At 38.2% G+C, this 23988-nt stretch carries 13 protein-coding genes and 3 pseudogenes; 2 read left to right on the top strand and 14 right to left on the bottom strand.

The genetic code is table 11. The features are described 5' to 3' along the window. Positions 1-476 precede the first annotated feature (476 nt). The 13 genes and pseudogenes from JCM21531_RS07865 to spoIIR form a co-directional block, all read right to left on the bottom strand. Complete coding sequence (locus JCM21531_RS07865; protein ID WP_243467417.1) at positions 477-884, bottom strand: hypothetical protein; 408 nt, start codon at positions 882-884, stop codon at positions 477-479. A 329-nt stretch (positions 885-1213) separates the two neighbouring features. Continuing rightward, the gene (locus JCM21531_RS07860; RefSeq protein ID WP_038288871.1) at positions 1214-2083 is read right to left on the bottom strand and encodes a D-Ala-D-Ala carboxypeptidase VanY; all 870 of its coding nucleotides are present in this window, start codon (positions 2081-2083) and stop codon (positions 1214-1216) included. 250 nt (positions 2084-2333) lie between these two features. Next, on the bottom strand, positions 2334-2714 hold the full coding sequence (locus tag JCM21531_RS21375; protein WP_243467416.1) for a hypothetical protein: 381 nt from the start codon (positions 2712-2714) through the stop codon (positions 2334-2336). Continuing rightward, a complete protein-coding gene (locus JCM21531_RS07855; protein ID WP_243467415.1) occupies positions 2711-6208 on the bottom strand; it encodes a carbohydrate-binding protein in 3498 nt (1165 codons plus the stop codon). The genes JCM21531_RS21375 and JCM21531_RS07855 overlap by 4 nt, the downstream gene beginning before the upstream one ends. Positions 6209-6459: 251 nt before the next feature. Further along, positions 6460-6790: pseudogene (locus tag JCM21531_RS24840) on the bottom strand (copper amine oxidase N-terminal domain-containing protein). A gap of 1493 nt (positions 6791-8283) precedes the next feature. After that, complete coding sequence (locus JCM21531_RS07845) at positions 8284-9081, bottom strand: rhomboid family intramembrane serine protease (protein WP_038288868.1); 798 nt, start codon at positions 9079-9081, stop codon at positions 8284-8286. A gap of 103 nt (positions 9082-9184) precedes the next feature. Continuing rightward, the gene (locus JCM21531_RS07840) at positions 9185-10465 is read right to left on the bottom strand and encodes a VCBS repeat-containing protein (RefSeq protein ID WP_038288865.1); all 1281 of its coding nucleotides are present in this window, start codon (positions 10463-10465) and stop codon (positions 9185-9187) included. An 83-nt stretch (positions 10466-10548) separates the two neighbouring features. Beyond that, a complete protein-coding gene (locus JCM21531_RS07835; RefSeq protein WP_243467414.1) occupies positions 10549-11892 on the bottom strand; it encodes an ATP-binding protein in 1344 nt (447 codons plus the stop codon). Positions 11893-11952: 60 nt separating this feature from the next. Next, positions 11953-12639, bottom strand: coding sequence for a response regulator transcription factor (locus JCM21531_RS07830; protein WP_038288861.1), 687 nt, complete (start codon positions 12637-12639; stop codon positions 11953-11955). Between the two features lie 1355 nt (positions 12640-13994). Further along, positions 13995-16710 (bottom strand): annotated as a pseudogene (locus tag JCM21531_RS23635) (calcium-translocating P-type ATPase, SERCA-type). 151 nt (positions 16711-16861) lie between these two features. Next, positions 16862-18320, bottom strand: a pseudogene (locus tag JCM21531_RS07820) (aminotransferase class I/II-fold pyridoxal phosphate-dependent enzyme). A gap of 126 nt (positions 18321-18446) precedes the next feature. Continuing rightward, positions 18447-19133: an MgtC/SapB family protein gene (locus JCM21531_RS07815; RefSeq protein ID WP_038288860.1), complete on the bottom strand. Its 687-nt coding sequence runs from the start codon at positions 19131-19133 to the stop codon at positions 18447-18449. Between the two features lie 241 nt (positions 19134-19374). Then, complete coding sequence (gene spoIIR / locus JCM21531_RS07810) at positions 19375-20073, bottom strand: stage II sporulation protein R (protein ID WP_054847047.1); 699 nt, start codon at positions 20071-20073, stop codon at positions 19375-19377. 323 nt (positions 20074-20396) lie between these two features. On the opposite strand from spoIIR, the gene JCM21531_RS07805 reads away from it, so the two are divergent. Further along, complete coding sequence (locus JCM21531_RS07805) at positions 20397-20741, top strand: PadR family transcriptional regulator (RefSeq protein WP_038288858.1); 345 nt, start codon at positions 20397-20399, stop codon at positions 20739-20741. Further along, on the top strand, positions 20728-21696 hold the full coding sequence (locus JCM21531_RS07800) for a permease prefix domain 1-containing protein (RefSeq protein WP_038288856.1): 969 nt from the start codon (positions 20728-20730) through the stop codon (positions 21694-21696). The genes JCM21531_RS07805 and JCM21531_RS07800 overlap by 14 nt, the downstream gene beginning before the upstream one ends. Before the next feature lie 77 nt (positions 21697-21773). On the opposite strand, the gene pyrG is transcribed toward JCM21531_RS07800, so the two are convergent. Beyond that, entirely contained in the window at positions 21774-23387 is a 1614-nt protein-coding gene (pyrG, locus tag JCM21531_RS07795; protein ID WP_038288855.1) for a CTP synthase, read from the bottom strand. Positions 23388-23988: the final 601 nt, after the last annotated feature.

Raw genomic sequence — 23988 nt, 5'->3', positions numbered from 1 at the left:
ATTAACTTAGTACTTACCAGTATCATATTTAGGGAAAAACTCTCTTTCAGGCGAAAGCAATCCGCCGATAAAAGATATTCTTATCATGCCTCCATGAATATGCCAAGACGGGGTCAAATCTGCTCCCCAATTAGAATAGCTATCAGCATAGAGTGGGTTATGAGTCAGTAAAATGTTATATGGACCGGTATCGAAACCGCCTAAAATGATCCGAATTTGCTCAGTGTCAAAAAACACGTTTTAAATCCTGTTCATGATTACCGACAAATATAATTGCAAAATTAATAAAGACTTCAAAATCATTATCTTTTGCATTAACCACGTCTCCCGCCATAACAATAATATCAGGATTTTCTCTTGTAATTTTCTTTACAAGTCTATTATTGTTATTTCCGAAGTTCTTATTTGTGCAAATCAGATAATTGCAATATTTTAAAGCCTTTAAAAGATGTCGGAATTTAAATCACAATATCATATCAATCATCGCCCATATATGGATGTACTATTAAGCTGTAATGAATCATATGTTTGTTTAATTTCATAGCCTCATCTATCTTTTCAATAAGAAGTTCAAGCTCTTTTGATTTATAGTGGTTATTTGCATCTATAATAATATCCTTAAATTTTTTAAGGGATTCCGGTGGAATAATCGTTACTCCACAATAAGCCAACCCCGCTGATGGCTGCGTCGAATCCAAGAAATAAGTATCCATAAAAGAAAAATCATACTTATATTTTCTAATTATTGGTCCTATATATCTGTCACTAACAGGAATACAATTGAAATCTTTAGGCTCATAATCACAATAGCATTTGCCCTCTTCAAAGAAATCTATTATTCCAAAATCATGATTATCTATCATTTCAAATTTATGCTTATCCAAAGTATCACGCTCCCATAAAATATATATGCATCCCCTTAAGAAAAAATAACTAAGTTGTACATTATTTTAGATCAATTCCGAAAAATTCTTTATAAAGTTAAACAAGCTAAATAGTATGTTCGTACAAATACTGCCCATACCATTTAGCTTGTGATTATTTTTTCTTTTTAATTATTATCTCCAGATACTTGGAATATCTTCATAGTCGGATAGTTTAGTGCAAATCAATTTAAGTAATTGAACTATCTGCGTTTAAACCCTAAGTGCATATCTTTTTTCTACATTTATTAGCCAAAATATACTTGTATCAAACCGACCCATATTCCGGCTTATTGTTGATTTTTCAGATATTCAATATACTCTTCCAAACAGAATCCCTTTGATTTTATAACTTCTGCATGTTCTTTCCCGACGTATCTGAAATGCCACGGTTCATATACGACCTTTGTTATCGATTGCTTGCCTTCAGGATACCTCAAAATAAACCCATATTTATGGGCATTCTCCATAAGCCATTTGAAAGCTTTCGTATTCTCAAACTCAAAATTTGCATAATTGAAATCCACAGCCAAGCCAATCTCGTGCTCGCTTGTCCCGGGTTTTGAAACTGAAGTAACTGCCAATTTCTCAGCTTCTTCTCTTGATTTTCCTGAATCCATATACTGCTTGACCTTATCATTATACAATCTTTCCTGGGCACTTCTGTCTCTATATCCCGACTGAACCCATATGACGCCCCTGGTTTCACGCCTGCAATCCTCAATAAGCTTTTTAAGGTCGCCTATGGCCCTTGAATCAAACGTTCGGAATTCATCCAAACTTGTTAGTTCAAAAGTATAATCATCGGGCACCGGATTATCCGCATTCACCAATATCAAACGCCAATCATCGATTTTCTTTGATTTTATATCTTCTTTTTCTTCTTCGCTGTCATCCTTTGCTTTTTTATCCGTGTAATCTTCATTCATGCCGTTAATGAGTGTATTGTCTGCATTAACGCTATTGTTATTCGCAGTATCGGCCTCATCCGTTGTACCTATCGCATAAGAGTTGACAAGCTTTTCTTCATCTTTACTCTTTCCTTTATTCTGAAAAAAAGCAACACTGCATACGGCAATTAACGCAAGCATGACCAATGTCCTAATTCGAGCATACCTCAACCTTTTTTTCTTTCTTGAAAAAATTTTTCTTTTGTACATTTTTCCCACCCTTACAACACCGTATAAAAATATATAAGCCTCTGAAATCCATATAATATAGAATTCTATCACTTATTTGTCGTTTTTGGAAGAAAAGTTTTATCTTTTTTTAAAAAATTTAGCGATTGAAACATATTTTTAATATCTTTTTAAAAAATATTAATAGAATAACATCAATATTATGAAAAATCCCTGTGCATATCCATGAAATCAGGTATTGCACAGGGATTACATATGTTTTTACAGCATTCTATTTAACTTTATAAACCGCCTCATCCGAGAAAGCAAGTCTTTGACGGGAGATAGGATCTATTACTTCTATCTTCCCTACAACTTCATAGCTTCCGCCGTCAAGATTCTTTAAGGATACATTCAAGCGAATTTTCTCGCTCGGCTTTGTAATCAGCGTATCCTCTATAATAACCTTTAGATACAACACACCTTTATTATCTACCAAATACTTGTAATTGTAACCTTCCAGTGGAGGCGTATTTCTATCGGTCAGGAGCTGAATATTGTTTACAACGGTCTCGGGATCAATAAAGCTTCCATCCTTTTTAATCTTTATGTTAAGCTCATAATCCTCGGTTCTAAGGTCACTATCCGGTTCTTCCGGTGCATTGATCGTCACATCAAAAGAAGCTTCGCTTCCGTTATTCCGTCTTCCTGAGAATACCGGCTCCTCAACCTTACATTGTTCAGTCTGTACAGTGTTTCTGCCATATCACGGGTATACTTCGCACCCGATTCACTCGCCTTCACTATAAAGTCATAACAGCGGAGATTTGATTTCTTGATGTTGAATTTATACGTTACCACTTCTGTCTGATTCGGTTCAAGTTCAATTTTCTTCGGATATCCGTTTTCATCTACGGCTTTAATCCATGGATGAGTCTGTTTATAATTTTTAAAGTCGCCGGTAGGCACCAAATTCCAGAGTTTGGTGTCATACTCGTAAGTAACATCATAAACCTGTTTCTTCGCTCCATTGTTTGTAAATGTAGCTTCCACAGAGAACTCACTGCCTCCGTCCCACTGGTTGGCAGTTGTCTCATCAAAGCTGACATCTATCTTTGACATCCATCCCAAAAGATTGTAGCAGAACTTGTAGTCCTCAACGGCTTTTCCGCCGCCGCGGTCTACAAACTTTGATATACCGCATCCGATATCGTTTGTAGTTATTACTATTCTTCCGTCAGGTGCATCCTCGTTATCTATATTTCTTACCGCCATGTTTGGTAGTATTTCACCGGTATCCGTATTCTCAATATTGAGAATTACAATATCCTCGGGCAGCAAATCGTCAAGATACCTGTTGTCATCGTTGAGCCATTCTTCACCGTCACCCAGCATTGATATTTCTGTGTTCTTGTTGTATATGCCCGGTGCAAATACACGGGATGTCTTTTCAGGATTGATTGTATAAATATTGTCAAACAGTGCGTGCATTTTTCCGTCTTTGTCCAAAACCGGAATCTGAGGATATTTGCGGTTGTGTCCCGGATGCAGGGATACGAACTTGACTTCTTCCGTAAATCCGTCCCCGGACTCAATTTCAAGTCCTTTGCAGTTTTCCCACCACAGTTGGCCTCCTGCTTTAAGGAATGCTTTAACCTTATCCTGGACATCCTTCGAATATGTTATTTTACCGTGGGATGTCTGGAAGAGAAGGTCATAATCTTTTGCAATCATTTCCGGTGTCAAATTCGGATCATCCAAGTCAACCTCCCAATATTTGAAGAACTTAGACTTATTTATATTTTCGGTATAACCCACTGTACCAAGATAGGTTATATCTGCTTCAAGGTCGGTTTGGGCCTGAGCCACGCTCTTTAAGTCCTTAAAATATGCACAAAAATCGCTGTAGCTGCTGTTGTCGATTCCCGGTATCTTGGATGAGTTAAGGTGCATTATATCCTTGTATTCACTCTTGTTAAAGGCAGGCGGATGGGGATTTACCAACTCCCAGTCCATAGGCTTGTTTATGTTCCTGTTCAAAAGCTCCATCAAAGTAAAGTCGGGATTGGAGTCGTTTACTGCTATGTTATTTATCGAATCCCATGCCGGTGCCGGCAAAATAAGAATTCCCACATTTATATTTCTCTTTTTGGCCGTTATCCTCGGTACGGACAGTTTTTCCCCTTGCTTTGGCTTTTCAAAATTGTTTTCATCAAGATTTAAAGCATTGTATATAAACGCTGCGGCTTCTCCTCTTGTTACCGGATTTTTCGGGTTTAGATTTCCAAATTGGTCACCCTTCATCAATCCCTTCTCCAAAGCCAACTCCACAAAATACCTGAAGGAATCGGTAACCTTGCCGGCATCCTTATCCTTATACTTGTTCAGCATTGCTGAAGGCTCAAGATACGGATCCAGTACAAACACCCTGCCGTCTTCATTATAGTCAAGGCGTCTTGCCCCTATAATTGCCATGGCAAATTCCTCACGTCTTACCTTTTTGCTCTCCTCATACTCTTTTGCACTGTAAGGAACACGGGTGTTAACATCATATCTTAGCATTTTTTCTCTAAAGAAATAGTTGTAATAAGCACTCATATACGGATATGCCCAATAATTCGGAGGTACATCCGACAAGTTTCTGTATCTCTCAGGACTAAATTGCTTGTCGTTTTCCGCAATGGACACTTTCATAACATTAAACATCATATATGCCACATGCTCTCCAATTATATGGTCCTGTGGCTTAAACATATCGTTTCCTTTACCGAATATAACTCCCTGGCTTGCAAGCTCCATTACAGGGATATAGAACCAATCTTTGATTTTTACATCGGAAAAAGCTTTGGAATATGTTATCTTGTTGATTTCCAAGCCTGCCAACGATACATTACCCTGTCTGGACTTACACTCGATACTAAGTTTTCCGTCATCCAAAACCTTCGTGATGTACGGTCCTTTTTTCTCCCAATCAAGTCCCGACTCCTCGGTATCAATAGTATCCACCAAAGTACCGTTTATATAAAGGTCGAATATCTGACGATTTATCTCGCGAAACTCTACCGGATGAATATATACTTCGTACACGTTGTTTTTATCAAGAGAAGCCTCAAGGTTTACATTGTATCCGCTTACACTTGTTTTAACAAGATTTTGAAGGTTTCCGTCGGATACTCCTTTAGATTCTGCTATGGGTTCAAATACAAACCAATCAACCTTAGATATTAGAGTACCGTTTTTATCATCGGTCAAATACAATTCATGGATTCCGGTAACAGATTCGATAATACGTCCTTCAACTTCTCCAGAGCCGCTTTTACCGTCAACTGTTGCTATAACCTCTCCTGTAGGACTGTCAAGTCTTACACTTATTGTCCCGTTCACACCACTTGAAAAATGTGCTTTAAATTTCGCAGGAATACTTTCCTCTCCAAAATCAATGAACTTGTATAAATAGGCTCCTTCAACTGCGCCGTCACGGCTTTTTGTCATTACCGGCTCGTACGGGCTCTTTGTAAACCTGAACCAGTTCACATTAAAAAGGCCGTCCCTTTCCCCGGCAAAACCCATATATAAAGTATGTACACCTTCAATATTTTTATTAAGTTCACAGTACACATCTACATACTTTTCCCAGCCGCCAGTGTTTTCTACAAGGCAGCGTCCAACCACTTCTCCCGAGATTGAGTCAACCCGAAGCTCAATATATCCTCCTTCGGTATCACTCGAAACCCTTGCTATAAAACCTTTTGTTCCCTTTGGAAAATAGACATTATAATATGCTGTATAGTCTCCATTGGCAATATACGCCAGATTCTTTGTACCTCCTACATCCGGACAGTTTTCAATCTCCAGTCCATGGTTTTCATCGCAATTTTCCGCCTGAATGATTGAAAAGGCATTGACTGTTCCGCTGGGATTTACGGAATCGGAAGGTCCCTTGACATCCACCTTGAGGTTGCCATAGGCCGACTGTTTTTTAAAATTGGTTCCGCCATAGGTGACATCTTCGTTTCCTCCAAGATTCACCGCCATAACCGGCGTCGAAGCTTTGGTACAATACGGTTTCACAGTCTCAGCAGCAAAGGATGTCACTGCAAAGCTGCTGACAATGAAACTTACGACCAGCATTAGAGCAATTACTTTTTGCGGTTTTCCCCTCTTCATTTTTGTTTCTCCCCCTTTGTAATAAATTTTAATAAGCGATTGGCTTAAGAAACTGCCTTATGATGTACTAAATTTATACTGCCTTTACATTTTACCAAACAATCTCAGTTTTTTAAAGCTTTATATCTATTGCGGCTATATAATAGCAAAAACAGAATTAATTTAAACAAATAAAGAAAGGATACCGCCTTTAAAAACGCTATCCTTTCTCTCTGTTATAAAAACTTATAGGTCTTTATTTACTTTGCATATCAATAATAGATATATACAATCTTAGCATTTCCATCCCATTCAACTTTTGCATCCATATTCTCGGAAACAAATCTCAACGGAACCATTGTACGTCCTTCAATAACGTTTGCCGGTACGTCGAGCATTACCAATTCTCCGTTAACATAAGCTTCCTGAGAACAGTGTCAGCAGAATTTCTATGTCTTCCTTCACAATAAGAACCTGCTTTGTTTCAGCATTATAGGATACTTCAGCGCCCATTTCCTCAGATATGGTTCTTATTGGAACCAGTACTCTTCCATTGATGTTTTCAGGTTTTACATCAGGGAAAGATACCACTTTTCCGTTCATAACAACATTAATTCCGTCGGATAAAGCTGGAAGTTCGAAAGACGGACTTCCGACTATACCAATGCCTGAATTAAATCCAATAGATGGAGCCTCCGTCAATATGTTATTGAAAATATCAAATGAATTTTCTTCAGTTACTTCCGGAATCTCTACAGATACTTCTTGGTTTACGTTGTAAACTGAATTTTCAAAATCCATCGTAAAATAAATTACGCCATTTTTTTCTTCTTCATCAATAACATTGCCTAATAATGCTGCAAAATCCGCCAATCTTATTTCAAATTCAACAGTCGATTTTTCTCCTACAAAGTAACCGTCCTTGTTTATGTAGTATTTTACTGTCAAGCCTTTTTCACCAAAGAATTGAATATCTTTTATTGCTTCAAATACTTGCGTTACACTGTCCCTGTATACAGGAAGCTGTGTTGCAAACACATCCAAACCTTGATTGATTTCGTTCAAAGCCACTTGCTTTTCCTCTTCAGGGAAATCATACATATTTACAGCTGCTTCCATGTACTTTTTACCGAACTCTATTGTATCTTCCTGCAATATGAAATCATTTATAAAGGCATGCAAGAGTTTCTTTGCTGACTCATCATTCAATTTCAATTCGTATTCCGTAACACTTTCCCCTTTGTCAGTAACAGCAGAACCTTTTTTGGTTACTGCCACCATACCGGGGTCAAAGTCTTTGGCAGCTGTTTTGAAAAAGTCAAGTAACATCTCTTGCAATTCAACACTATCTTTTGTCAGGCTCTTTAAGTCAAAGGACATTCCTAAATCTTCCCCACCGAGCAAAGCACCGTAATCGATAGTAATGTACTTCTTGCTTTCTATTTGGTTCGCTGTGAAAACCGGCTGGGTAATTGCAGGAGGAAGCTCAACAATATGTATCATCTTAGGCTTCTCACCTGTGATGTCCGTATCCAGCCAGTATCCATAGTTTACGCTCAGCCCTTGCATACTCAAATTACCGTCCATAGCAATCTTCGCTTTTGACCTCTCCTCATTGGATGAATACTTTTGATTTGCTACAAGTGTAAATCCATCAAGATACGAAGCCAAAAAATCCATTGCCTTTTGTGTGTCTTCGGAAAATCCTTTACCTTTAAAGCTCAGCTGAACCTTTGTATTACCTTCATAGGATGTAATTTTTGATGTCTTCGCCAATGCCTCAATTAACGCAATTTCATCACTGGTACATGCCACCATTGATACTGCCAAAAGTGCAACAACCAGTAACATCGATATCTTTCTTGCAATTTTTCTCATTGTTTTTTACCCCCTAGTGTTATTTTGCTGTATTGATATTAAATATTTGTCCATTAGACAAATATATTAATTCGTAAAATATTATAGCATAAATTCCAAACATGTGTTATCACAAATTATAAAACTCAATGTTTATTTGTCCAACCCTTCTATATTTATAAATATATTCCGCAAAATATTCCATGCTCTTATAACTTTACCGTTACTGCCTATTTACATTATTCCTTTATATGCTCGTGATTTTTCAGATGATCCATACAATACTCATGATGGCCTTCGCAAGTCATGCAGTATCTGAAATCCATATCCGGATTGTCCTTTTCGGTTATACCGCATACTGTGCATTTGTGAATGTACTCCTTTTCTCTGAAGTTGGTCATATACTTGCTTTTCCTATATACCGACTTTCCCCTTGTCTTATATCTTAGAAAAATGTCCTTTCCGAAGAATATGAAGAAGTTCATTATCGGAATAATTATATAAAGTTTCATAATTAATGGCGATGCTATAAGCGAAGAAATAATGAGAAACCATGAAATGTAGCCCAAATACTTGATTTTGATTGGAATAACGAAAAACAAATAAATCCGGTAATCGGGGTACAAATATGCAAATGCAAGAAAAATAGACAAATTTATAAAGTTTGCTGTGGCAGGAATCGAAATAAAAAATGCTGCTACGGTTGTGCCTATCATACCAAGCAAATAATATAAGTTGAATTTGAAACTACCCCATTCACTCTCCAGCCCCGTTGCCATAATATAATAAAAATACACAGCTAAAAAGAGCCATAATACATCTTCCATTGAAGTCATCGGCGGGATAAAAACATATGTTACCAGTCTCCAAATCTCGCCTTTAAGGACATTAGACGGAATAAGATAAAGGTAACCAATGTATCTTCCGTCAAGCAAGTTTAACATGTATACAAACAAATTCAGGATGACAATGTACATCGGAAGCCTTTTTATCGCAAACTTACCAAACTTCCTTTCCAACTTGTCCAATAAACTCATAAATTCACTCCCTCAATCAAATCTTAAAAAACATTTCTCATCTTGCTATGAATAATCACTGTAATCATTTTACCAGGAAAAGCGAATAAATCCAAGAGCTGTTTTAGCCGGAAGATGTCAGAAAGGGTTTGATGTATTCCAACTCTTTTTTGGCCTTGTATGAATACAACAAATATAATGCCGTCCCCTCTTTATAGGCAGCTTCGGCCATTTGACACGACTTGTTAAAATACATACTGGCAGTCCCGTACTGTTTAAGACCTGTGTATGCGTATCCTAAATTCAAGTAGATCTGCAAAAGCTCATCAATGTCAACACTATAATTTTCCAGTGCAAAATTGGATTCAATTATACTCTCATAGTATTTTCCTATTTTAATATATGCTTGTGCTTTAAGTATTTTAGCTTTTTTCTGATACTTATGAACCTCTTTGATGGTTTTTGCTCCATGCCTGTCAATATATCTTTGAGTAATTTCCAAAGCAGTGTCGATAGATTTCAGCGCTTCCAACGGCTTTCCGGATCTTAACTGAGCTATTGCAAGAACATACCACCTATAGTAATCGTTTCTATATCTCTCCAGACTCTTTTTTAAATCCTCAATAATCCCCACATAATACGATGAATAAAAATCATCAGCCTCTACAAGTCCGCCTTCCATCCATTCCTTGTGATCCCATTGCAGTATGCAGAAATATTCATCCCTTCTGCCTTCACTCTCCGACTCGTACATTTCTTCATCAAACAGGTACATCATCAGTACAGGTTTAATTTCATTATTGACCCCTCTTCTGTCCTCAATACCTACAATTTCAGAATACTTGATGCTGGAAATCAGTTTAGGTTCCACTTCTTCCTTCAGTGAATATATATCAAGATTACTGCCCAATCTGTAGCCCATATTCCAGCCAATAAGCAGTTCAGGATAGTTGTCACCGGTAATATCCCTGACATCCGCCCAATCAAGAGTCACAATACTTGCAGTATACTGCTGCTGCCAGAAAATCTGCCACTCCCGGTTTTTATCCTGCTTCAATATAAATACCCCAAATACTTCAACTCCGTTGTTTTTAAGGTCTCTTCCCCTATATAGAGCCAGCAGCTCTGTCCGGCCATCCCCATCAATATCAATTTCCCAAACAGCGTCAGCATTTTTAGGGTTAACCGGATATGAAAACTGTGTTCCCGGAGCCAAAAACCTCCGTGCTATTGCTTTGGAATTTTCAACTTCCCCTGAAGTCATGTTTGCATACTGTGGTGGCTTTATTGCACTGGCAGGAGGCGGCAAAATGTCGCAGCCTGTTGTTGAAATCATTATTGCAGCCGCAAATAAAAATACAATGCCTATTAATATCAATTTTGCAGTAGTATGAATTCCACCCATCTTTACCCTCTCAATAACCTGTAAAATTTCGATTTCACATATTATAATTTACATTATAATGTAAAAAAAAGATTACAAAAAGGTTAAATTTCGAGCTGCACGGGTAGGATTACATCCACTGTTGTACCTTTTCCGACAGTACTTTCAATGTTCAATTCACCATTGTGAAGTTTTATAATCTCATCACAAATGGCAAGTCCTAAGCCGCTGCCCGAAACAAGACTATCACCTTTAAAAAATCTCTGTTTAACCTTCGGTATATTCTCTTTTGGAATGCCGCATCCGTTATCCTCTATTCTTATCAAAACGCTGCTTTCTTTCTTTCTTCCTATAATATCAATATACCCACCTTTTTGCGTAAATTTAAACGAATTATCTATAATGTTTATAAAGACCTGTTTCAGCCTGTTTTCATCTGCGTCAATCCATGGAAGTTCCTCGTCAACGTCTATTGTTATTGTTATACCCTTACGTACAGCCCGAGGCTCCATCTGCCTTTTTATATAACTTAAAAGCTCACCCAAATTCACGGTACTTCTTCTTAATGTAATAACTCCCGCATCAAACTTTGAAAAATCCAACAGCTCGTCCACAAGAACCGCCAGCCTCTTGCTCTCTTTCTCGATTATGTCCAACCCTTCCCTTAATTCCTCTTTGCTGTCAATATCCCCCGAATTAATTGTAATTATCCATCCCATTATTGATGTCAGGGGAGTACGAAGTTCGTGGGAAATTGACGCAATAAAATCATTTTTCATTTTTTGGTGGTTGGAAACTTCCTGAGCCATATAATTCAGAGTATCTCCCAGTTCTCCGATTTCATCATTATATCTTTTAGATACTCGTACATCAAATCTGCCCTGAGCCATGGTTTTCGCAGCAGACGTTATTTCCTTAACCGGACTTATAATTGTATTGGTCAAGGCCAGCCCTGTTAGAAAGATCAGAAAAACAATGCAAAATCCTAAAGAGACAAGAATGATTATGTGATTTTTCAGTATTTCATTTACATCAGAAAGAGTAGTAATTACTCTTACTACTCCAATGACTTTTTCGCTGTCCGGAGAAGTTATAGGCCAGGAGACCGAAAAAACCGGTTCACCCGTTTGGGATATCTTTCCCTTCCAAATGGATTGCTTGCCGCTCAATGCCATATTGATATCGTAATAATTAAGCTCCATTCCCTCCATAGAAGGCTCTATGGAATCGGCAAGCAAAACCCCTCTGTCGTCAATAATCTGAACCTGTGCCACAGTATTCCCAGGTATGTATTCCAACAATACTTTGGCATCCTTATATAACTCATAATTGTTAAGATATTGATTGTAATTATAAACTATCGATTGTGCGGAACGATTTAACTCGGCCTCAATACTTGAATAATAAAACTCTACAAGTCCATAAATCAAAATAATTTCAAAAACCAATACCGATAAAAAAGTAATAACCAGATAAGTCCCAACAATTCTGCCCTGATTCCCCGCAAGTCAATCTTCCTTTCTCAGTAAATACCCTCTCCCCCATACTGTCTCTATATATTGGGGACATGACGGGTCATCCTCCATTTTCTCTCTAAGCCGTCGGATGTGGACATCGACAGTTTTGGTGTCTCCCACATAGTCCTCACCCCACACCCAGTTTAGAATTTCATTCCTCGATAAAGCCTTATTCAAATTATTTGCCAACACCTTCAATATGCAAAATTCTCTTGGTGTCAGTTCCAAGCTCTCTCCATTCTTATACACCTTTTGAGAATTATAGTCAATTCTGAAGGGACCTATTATAACCTCATTTGAATTATCTGACTTGTTCGTCCTCCTGATAACTGCTTTTATTCTCGCCACCAGTTCCATAGGGTTGAAAGGCTTGATTATATAATCGTCAGCTCCAAGCTCCAAGCCTTTTATCTTGTCTATATCTTCACCCCTTGCCGTAACCATTATTATTGATATTTCCGGGTGTTCCTTGGAAACTCTTTTGCATATCTCAAATCCGTCAATATCCGGAAGCATTATATCCAGCAATATAACTTCGGGCTTTTCCAGTTCCACCATCCTCAATGCTTCTTTTCCGGTTTCTGCCTGGATTGCGTTAAAACCCTTCCTGTTTAAGGTTCTAACTATAAAGCTCCCAATATCGTTCTCATCTTCAACAATTAATACTTTAGCCCCCATAAACAAATCATTCCTTTTCAAACAAAATAATGCAATTGAGCTTTATTGACTTTAAAAATTATGATATCTTTCACATATTACAATACATTGAATCTTTTATTAATTATTATACATTAACATAATGAAAATGCAGAGTCCTATATTTACTTTTCAGACTATTTTACTTTATTTGTAAAGTACTAACCCCCTGAAGATGTGAGCTGTATAAAGTCGAATTTATCAGTCTCGAACAGGTTAGAAAGACCATTGTCAATTATCACTCAAAAATTACATTACTATATTTATAATACCAGAAAAATTGCATACAATCCAGATTTTGTACGTAAAATTGATCTAATTACTACAAATTCGATTTGAAGAGGTGAAAGCATAAGTATGCATTGTTGAGATATGTAGAAAGCCGTGACGCTCAACCGCAAATCAACAATCAAAATCAACCGGACCAGATAATAAAATAAAGACAACGCAATTTATGCTTTAAACCTGCAAACGTTGTCCAAGTCAATTTATTGGAGGAAAATTAGTATGAAAAAAATGCAGCCCCGCTATGGGACTAATTCCGATTTTTATAGGAGGATTGCTGCTTTGAAACAACTTCTTCAACAATCATCAATAAGTTTTTCATCTATATATTCAACATTTCTAAAACGTAGGTGATCACCCGTACTTTTAAAACACTCATGCCCCCATCTTTTAATATTGTACAATATTAATCTCTCATTTCTTGTTTAAATTGTACCCATACTGCTCATCGCGCGAACCTTTACAGTCTTTTCCGAACCCTATAAGTCTTGCATGACGAGCAGGACGTTTTTTTCTCTCTCTAATATCAGTCTGCAAGCATCTAAAAACTTATATAACATGCGGACTTTACAATATCTTTACACAACCAATGATTCCCTAAAATTTTTCCCCCTGTGTTATTCGCTTTTTATAACATTTATATATAGTTACACGCGCGTGATAAACTTTATAAAAACTTTCTTCTAACTGTATGAGGATAAGTGTAAAAGTAATGAAGGATGCAATACTGTGCTAATTTCATTGGTACCTATTAAGGACATAATCAGTTTTCAATAATGCTGCATATATAACAAGGTATGATTACCAATACGGTGGTACTGATATTTGCTATATAGTTTTCAACAACAATGCAATGTCCGTTTTCCAGACTATATTGCATTCATTCGGTCAATATTTCAATGCCATCACGCCACTTCTTGTATACAAGAACGCCAAAGCTTTATTTGATTTCTTTTCATCTTTTGAAGTACTTCGAGTTTATTATATATTAAAGCTGATATGAAATGGTTACAAAATGGTTAAAATTTTTAACTTTTTTTAAGTTTTTCTCCTTATCTTCTTATATACTTGTAGTTGACCCTGAAAAAACTTGAAATCACAGGGCCTAATGCGGAAAATCCTCCTATCAAAATCCAGTCATTGAGAGATAAAGGCACGGTTTTGAATACTTCTTGGAATAACGGCACATATACAACCCCCAATATCATTATGAGGGAACACATGACTGCCAGTATAAGCGGTATATTGTTAAAAAACGGTATTTCGAATATATTTTTTCTTTCCGACTTACACTCAAACACATGTATAAGCTGGGTTATAACCAATGTCACAAAGGCTGCGGTTCTTGCAACATGAACATTGGATGTAAAGTTTAGTATACTTGCAAATACCGCCAAAGTGCTAAAACCTATAAGAGCGCCGCGAAATACTATGAGCTGCCAAAGACCATTGGAGAATATGTTTTCCTTTGCTCCCCTCGGAGGCCTCAGCATGATATCCTTCTCCGCCGGTTCAAGTCCCAATGCTATTGCCGGAAGTCCGTCTGTAACCAGATTAACCCACAATATCTGAATCGGCAGAAGAGGCAACGGAAGTCCAATCAGAGTGCCCACAAACATGGTAAGTACTTCTCCAATATTACAAGAAAGCATATATCGGATAAATTTTCGGATGTTGTTGTATATGACCCTTCCTTCCTCCACAGCTGCAACAATGGTCGCAAAATTATCGTCACGGAGAATCATTGAAGACGCCTCTTTTGTGACATCCGTACCGGTTAGCCCCATGGCTACGCCGATGTCGGCTTCCTTGATTGCCGGAGCATCATTTACACCGTCACCCGTCATTGCAACAATATGGCCCAGCTTTTTCAGCGCCTTTACTATCCTCAGCTTATGCCTGGGCGAAACTCTGGCATATACCGATACTTTATCCACTACTTCTTCAAGCTTTCTGTCATCTATCTGTTCCAATTGTGCTCCTGTCAGCACCCTGTCACCTTCAGAAGCTATATTTAGCTCCCTTGCAATAGCTGCAGCAGTTATTTTATGATCCCCGGTAATCATTATCGGCTTAATCCCTGCAAGTTTGCATTTTCGCACAGCATCCAACGCCTCTTTCCTTGGCGGGTCTATCATCCCTATTAATCCTGCAAACACAAGGTCCTTTTCCACATCACTATGCCTGTAATTTTTCGAATCAACCTTTTAAAAGCCACGCCCAACACTCTCAGCGCTTCATTTGCCATACCGTCGTTTGCTTTAAGCACTCTTTTAACCCCGGCTTCATTCAAATCCGCAATTCCCTTTGAAGTATACAACTTGCTGCATTTCTCAATAATTACATCCGCAGCACCTTTCGTAAAAACAAAGACCTCTCCTTTGTCATTTTCGCATATTACCGACATGCACTTTCTATCGGAATCAAAAGGCAGCTCGTCAATCCTGATATAGCTTTCGTTTAGCGCTTCCTGCAAGCACCCTCCTTTTGCTCCAACCACAAGAAGAGCAGCCTCGGTTGGGTCTCCGCTCAGTTCCCATTTTTCAGTCCTGGGAATCAGTGATGTTATTTTCTCAAGAGGCCTTTTTTCTTTTAATCTCACCATTGATGCATTGTTGCACAGCACTCCGATTTCAAGAGAAAGTCTTAGACTATCGCTGCTCTTGGGGTCTATTTTTCTTTTAGCCGAAATAAACTCTCCTTCGCTGCTAAGGGCACTTCCCTTGACCTCCACAAAGCCTCCATTGGTGTAAATTTTCCTAACCGTCATCTTGTTCTCTGTCAGAGTACCCGTTTTGTCCGAACATATAACACTGGCACATCCTAAAGTCTCCACAGCCGGAAGCTTTCTTATAAGGGCGTTTCTTTTGTACATTCTCTGGACGCCCAAGGCCAAAGAAATGGTCACTATCGCCGGAAGCCCTTCCGGTACTGCCGCAACTGCAAGACTTATACCTGAAAGGAACATCGTAAAGAGTTTTTCTCCTCTCAGTATGCCAGTTATCGTAACAATTGCGCATATAGCAAGACATCCGTAAGCTATGTATTTTCCTAAACTATCGAGCCTTTTTTGAAGAGGTGTCTGTTCCGTTTCAATATTCTGTATCATATCTGCAATTTTGCCCATCTCAGTCATCATTCCGGTAGAACAGACAACAGCCTTTCCTCTTCCGCTGGTTACAATTGTCCCCATATATACCTGGCTGTTTTTTTCGTTGGCATTTGTACTTTTCCTGCCGCCGGATTCAGTCTGCTTTTCCACCGGTACGGATTCACCGGTCAGCAAAGACTCATCCACATACAGTCCGTGGGATTCTATCAAAACAGCATCTGCAGGAACCCTGTCTCCGGTCTCAAGAAGCACAAGGTCTCCCGGTACAACCCTCTCCGCGGGTATTTCCACAGTCCTTCCGTCTCTTACCACTTTAGCTGCCGGCGCTGCCAGCCCTTTAAGCGCTCCATGGTCTTTTCGGTTCGATACTCCTGAATAAATCCCATAAGTGCATTAAGAATAACGATTGACACAATGGTTATTGCCTCCGTCAACTCTCCCATAAAGGCTGAAACCAAGGTTGATGCCAGAAGAATCAAAACCATAAAGTCACTAAATTGCGCAATAAGGATTTTAAAAGGAGATATCTTTTTCTTCTCCGCTAAGACATTGGGACCGTATTTTTTATACTTTTTTTCCGCCTCTTTTTCACTCAGGCCGTATTTAACCCGGTTATCCTTATTGGCATCTTGTAGAGCCGACTCCAAAATACTCAAAACCAATCACTCCTTTTCCTTGCCTTATCCTCATGTGCTTATGCCATGTACTTTTTCCTGTCATAGTCCTATTTGTATTCAGAAAGAAAAGCAATTAGACCTAAAAGTGATTGGTTTGGAAATTAAATTGGAGTAAATACGGTATGAACTGTTAATCCACACCAAGAACCAGTATGGAATTAATGTATGGATCCGCCGTTCCCTGAAGCTGAGTTTTTTGCTCTTTCAGTATTTTTATATAATCCACTACATCCTGAGTAATTCTCTCACCCATACATACCACCGGAATACCGGGAGGATAAGCCATAACCATTTCTCCCGCTATTTCCCCTACAGACTCGTCCAGAGGAACTATCTTCTTAGGACTGTAAAATGCATCCCTCGGAGATACTATCATCTTGGGATTTTGAGGAATAAACGGCGGTTTGGGATATTCCTTTTTCTCAGTCTTTGATGAAATATCTTTTAATGCGTTTATAAGTGCAGTAAGATTCTCTTCTTTATCTCCTATGCTTACTATTGCCAGTATATTTGAAAGATCCGACATTTCGATTTGAATATTGTATTCTTTTCTGAGCTTTGCTTCCATCTCATAACCGGTATAGCCCAGGCCGGATACGCATATTCCCAGTTTCGTTTCATCAAAATCAAAACATCCGGGTGTTCCAATGAGTTCTTTTCCAAATGCATACAAACCTTCAATTTTATTTATCTCATCCTTGCGATTCTAGCAAGTCTCAAGGTTTCTTCGAGCATATCGCTTCCTTTTGTCGCAAGCTGTTTTCTTGCAATATCAAGGGAACACATCAAAAGATACGATGCACTGGAAGTATACGTAAGATTCAAAACTTGCTTTACTCTCTCGGGGCTAATCATATTTCCCCTTAGAAGCAGCAACGAGCTCTGCGTCAGTGAACCCGCGGTCTTGTGAGTACTTACAGCGCTCATATCGGCGCCAACCTCCATTGCTGTCAGAGGAAAATCGTTATGAAAAGACATGTGCGCCCCATGAGCCTCATCCACAAGAACAGCCATTTCGTGTCTGTGAGCTATTCTTACAAGGGATTTTAAATCTGAAGCTACACCATAATAAGTAGGATTGATAATGAACACAGCTTTTGCATGGGGATTCTCCTTTATTGCCTTCTTAAGACTTTCTTCCGTAATTCCCATGGCAATACCCAATTTTTCATTTATTTCGGGCTGCACATACACCGGCATTGCACCGCTCAATATAATTCCACCTATTGTGGACTTATGTGCATTCCTAGGAATTATTATCTTATCCCCGGGCTCACAAGCGCTCATAATCATTGCCTGAACACCAGCTGTAGTTCCGTTTACCAAAAATAGGCATGTTGTGCCCCAAAAGCCTGTGCTGCCAGCATTTCCGATTCATAAATAACCCCCGTTGGGTTGTTTGCAAAATCCAGATCCTCCATACCGTTTGCATCCATCCGGAGTGCTCTTTCGCCTATATACTCTCTAAGCTCCGCAAGTCCTGCTCCCTGCTTGTGTCCCGGCACATGAAACTGTATTACATTGCTATCAACATATCTTTTAACAGCATCAAAAACGGGTGTTTTGAGCTGGTCCATTCTTGGCACTATAAATCCCCTCTTTCTCGCTGAAAAACCCAAAAAATTGTAAACAAATGAATTATAGGGGAAAGCATTAAAAAAGTCAAACATTTTCTAAAATATTTTTCAAATTGGAAAAATTCTCGCTATGTACTATTATCCGGTAACTTTTTTCACTCCGTCCACCTTATGCAATTCATCCATTATTTTTTCCCTGGATATGCTTGCAGGGACTTTTACTGTAAATTTTATCAGTACATCCTTTCCTTTTTCGTCATTTATAAACTCTATATTCCTTATAGTTACATTATACTTTCCGAATATACTGCCTATTATACCGATTTGTCCGGGCAAATCTTCAGTTTGTATATAGAACACACTCAATCTTCTTTTCCTCGCAATATGCCTCTCCGTTCTTTTTAGCAAAATAAGCGTAATATAAATAATTACAGTAGCTATAATTGCTCCTCCATAAAAGCCGATACCTACTGCGATCCCGGCACAAGAAACCGCCCATAAGCTTGCTGCAGTAGTAAGGCCTCTGACGTTTGCACCCTCACGGATTATGGTGCCCGCACCAAGAAAACCTATACCGCTGATTACCTGCGCTCCAAGGCGGGCAGGATCAATATTCGTTATCCCCTTGTAATTTTCAAAAATGTATTGGGAAGTTATCATAACAAGAGCCGAGCCAACACATACCAAAATGTGGGTTCTAAAGCCGGCAGGCCTGTTCGTGCTCTCTCTTTCATAACCTATCAATCCTCCCAAAACACATGCCAAAAGCAGCCTTGCAATAACAACCAAATAGAAGCTACCGTTTTCTAAGAAAACTCTCATCATATAGCTCACCTCATTTTTGGGGATATAAAAGTTTTTAACAACAGCCTTGCGAAAAAAAGAAATGCTTCTAAAAAAAATATATACGATAAAAGTATATATATAAAGTATATATCAAATGCATGTATATCTTCAATATGCTGCCTTCATTTTTAATTTGAAACGGCAAACATGAAAATTCCCTGAAGGAAATCATGAAAATCCAGCAGGGAATTTTATGCATTAAATTATCTTCCTGTGCCCATTATTGAAATATTCTATTCATTGCACTTGCAATCTTTATCTTTGAATTCTGAAACATTTCAACAATCTTGAATTTTATCTCTATATCAATTTCTTCATCTTTATCTAATGTTGTAATAAGACAATACTCCTCGTCGCTAAGAACCTCTTTCAAATCATTCTTTACCGAATCCGGCACAGTTCCGTGAGTAGCATCCACAAAGCATAAGGGTGGAAAAAGCACACACCACCAATTTTGTCCTTCTCCATTACCGATAACAATCCTTAAAGCCTGGTAGTTTCCGGCCGGAAGACTTATATCCCCATAAACCTTGGTGGGAAAAGGATACTTCCCAAGCATAACCTTCACGTCATAATCTTTATTCTGTCTCTTAATCTCATTAAGGGCAACCTGCTTTATAGCTTCAGAGTTTTCTTCTATTATCCTTTTTGTCGTTTCCAGATCCTTGACATTTTCAAGCTTGCCCTTCATAAAGTTTATTACAACATCCCTGACATCCCTTTTTAGCTGCTGATCTTCCGGAGAATCACTGTTTGCCAACACATGCAGGCGAATTATGTTATCGGCCAGCCCGTTGCTAACATTCTCGGAATAGGATATTAATGCAACACCCGACAGAATCGTTATCAAAAGGATAACTGCCGTAAGTACCTTCGGTAATATATTTTTCTTGTTTGCGCCATTTAATGAATTTAACATAATATTATCCCCCCGTATTCGGTAATCAAACTGGTTTTAGATTAATTTTTAATTCCAAAATGGTTCCATACCCTAATTTTTTTTACAATATAAACTTTTATTGTTTAGTATAATTGTTTACAAATTGAAAACGAATTATACTATACATTAAATTATTTGTATCAAAATCTATATATAGGACAGATGAACATTATTTTGCATGAAAATATTTAAATTTTGACTTTTTTTTCAATAACTACTTTACCTGTCGTAGTAATTGTGTTACAATATTACCACGACAGACGAAGTACGTCAGGCGTAGTAATATTAAAGGAGGAATTCCGGTGATTAGCAGTGATGTAATACGGGGTTATAACGACACCATTATTCTAAGCCTCCTTATAGAAGGTGATTCCTATGGCTATGAGATTTCAAAAAATATCCGTTCAATAACAAACGAGCTATACGTTATGAAAGAAACGACACTATACTCTGCCTTCGCGCGTCTTGAAAAAAACGGATATATCGAATCCTACTACGGAGAAGAAACTCAAGGTAAAAGGAGAACTTACTACCGGATAACCCCGGAGGGAATCAAATACTATAGAGAAAAGTGCAAAGAGTGGGAACTGACCAAAAAAGTAATTAATAAATTTGTAAAGGAGATGGTAAGTTATGGAGACAATTAAAAGCTATCTTGACAACATTTTTATCAATTTACCCAAAACGAAAGAAATGGAGAGACTAAAAAGAGAGATTTACTACAACATGGAAGAAAGATATAACGAACTTAAGAACAGCGGAAAACCTGAAAATGAAGCTATCGGTATTGTTATTTCCGAATTCGGCAACATAGATGAACTGCTGGAGGAAATGGATATTTCCCCGTCTTCAAAAAGCGGAAAATATCCCGTAATAGATGATGACGTAGCAATGCAATTTATTTCACTGAAACAAAAAACTTCCTACTTGATTGCAACAGGAGTCGGGCTGATTTTTTTGGGAGTTACCCTTTTAATATTCCTATTTTTGCTGCTGGAGCGCAATCTGATTTTTCAATTTCTCAGTGAAGACACCAGAGAAATATTGCCTGTTATAATCTTGTTTTTATTCATTGTTCCAGCTGTGGCTCTCTTCATATATTCCGAAACAAAGCACGAAAAGTACAAATTCATTGAAAAAGGCGAGTTTGAAATCTCATCGAGTTTAAGAAACATTTTAAACTCGGAATTACCTGACATTAATCAAAAACAAAGTATCCGTATTATTATAGGCGTCAGTCTTTGCATACTCTCTGTCGTTGTTTTGCTTGCCTTCTCATTGTATAAACCTTTGGCCGAATTTGGAGTATGCGTTATGCTTTTAATGATAGCTGCGGCAGTATTTATTTTTATAACAAGCAGCAGTGTCTCCGATTCTTATAAAAAGCTAATGAAAACAGGCGATTACAATCCGGAAAAAATAAAACAGAATAAAGTCATAGGAGCTATTGCCGGAGTTATCTGGCCGCTTGCGGTTTGCATCTTTTTGTTCTGTGGCTTTGTTTTTAACCTCTGGCACATATGCTGGGTGGTATTTCCGATAACCGGGATTCTTTTCGGAGGCTTTGCAGCATTCTACAGCGCAATTAAAGCCGATAAATAATTAAATAAAGCAATTGCTTTAAAAACGCTGTCCGTCAACCGGACAGCCGTTTTTTATATCTTTAAGCCACTTTTATACTATTGCTGTTTATATCGTTTTTCCACTGCAGCCCTTATAAAATCCTTGAACAAAGGATGGGGTCTGTTGGGTCTCGATTTAAACTCCGGATGGAACTGAACTCCGATAAACCAGGGATGTTCTTTTAGCTCAATAATTTCTACCAGCTTTTCACTTGGAGACAAACCTGCCAAAACCAATCCTTTTGATGTCAAAAGCTCTCTGTATTCGTTGTTGAACTCATACCTGTGCCTGTGTCTTTCATATATAAGCTCGTCCCCATATATGTTATAAGTAACGGAGTCTTTTTTGATTTTGCAAGGATAAAGTCCCAGTCTCATTGTACCGCCTTTTTCATCTATATCTTTTTGCTCCGGCATAATGTCAATGACAGGATGAGGACTTTCGACATCGAATTCTGAGCTGTTTGCCATCTTAAGACCGACGACATTTCTTGCAAATTCTATAACAGCCATTTGCATTCCAAGACAAATACCAAAGTACGGAACACCGTTTTCACGGGCATACTTTGCTGCAAGAATTTTTCCTTCTATACCTCTGTCGCCAAATCCCCCGGGCACAAGTATACCGTCTGCATCGCCAAGCATGCTTTCAAGATTGCCGTCACTTAACTCTTCGGAATTTATCCACTTTATATTTACTTCAGCATCATTGGCTATTCCTCCGTGATTGAGAGCCTCTACAACACTAAGATATGCATCGTGGAGCTCAACATATTTTCCTACAAGGGCTATGGTCACAGACTTGCTCAAGTTTTTCTGCCTGTTTACCAATTCGCACCATTCGGTCATGTCCGGTTCCACACAATTAAGATTTAAACGCTTGCAAACAATATTGGCCAATCCTTCTTCTTCAAGCATCAAAGGAATTTCATATAGGGACTCCGCATCAAGATTCTGAATTACCCACTCTCCCGGTATATTGCAAAATAGCCCAATCTTGTCCTTCATTTCGTTTGAAAGTCTCTTTTCCGTACGGCAGACAATTATATCCGGCTGTATTCCAAGGCTTCTTAGCTCTTTAACACTGTGCTGAGTAGGCTTTGTCTTGAGCTCTCCGGACTTACTCAGATACGGGACAAGGGTAACGTGTATGTAAATCACATTCTCTCTGCCTACGTCACTTGCCACCTGGCGAATAGCTTCCAAGAAAGGCAGACTCTCAATATCCCCTACTGTACCGCCTATCTCGGTAATTACCACATCGGTATTGCTGTTTTTGCCAACCAGATAAATTCTATTTTTAATCTCGTTGGTCACATGGGGTATAACCTGCACAGTACCACCGAGAAAATCGCCTTTTCTTTCCTTGTTGATAATGGACCAGTATATTTTACCGGTGGTGATATTGCTGTTCTTGTTCAAATTTTCATCTATAAATCTCTCATAATGACCCAGGTCCAAGTCCGTCTCAGCTCCGTCATCGGTTACGAACACTTCTCCGTGCTGATACGGGCTCATTGTACCCGGATCGACATTAATATATGGGTCAAACTTTTGAATAGTAACTCGAAGACCTCTGGCTTTTAAAAGTCTCCCCAGTGAAGCGGCAGTTATTCCTTTTCCAAGCCCGGAAACAACACCGCCAGTTACAAAAATGTACTTAACAGACATGATTTCAATCCTCCATGAAAAAACAACTTCAGCCGGGAAAGCACTTCACGGCTGATTTGATTATTGCTTAAAATTTTATATTTTATCGTCATAAATAAATTATAAAGAACATACGATTATATTTTATATATGAGTCTTGAGAGTGTCAATAGAAATTTTTTATGCAATTATTATTCCAGGGATAAACTTCGATGGAATTATAACGGAGCAATGTAAGAAAATCTTTTTACAAGCGAAAAATCTTGATGAACTAATAAAAAAGCTGCTAACCTCGCAGACCCAAGTCCCATTTACTTTTACAGAATATGAAATTCTGCCTCCCCTAAACCTTTCAGGAACTTTCCGGTCATTATAATATTATTTTTTTAATTATAATATTCTCCCCTAAATTAATAACTTCTCCATTCCAAATCAAGTGAGTTTAAGTACACATTTTTCACAAAAACTTGTCTCCCACATGCAAATAAAAATCAAGCACAATAATAGAAGGTAATACAATAAAATAAAACTCATCACTCATTTGGAACTTTGGACCACATAGGTTAACAGCTTATCTATCGGATTTAATTTATGTCGATGAATATAATGCAAAACTAGATTA

It is taken from the genome of Acetivibrio straminisolvens JCM 21531 (assembly GCF_000521465.1).
GTDB lineage: Bacteria > Bacillota > Clostridia > Acetivibrionales > Acetivibrionaceae > Hungateiclostridium > Hungateiclostridium straminisolvens.
This window is presented reverse-complemented; position numbering and strand designations above follow the sequence as displayed.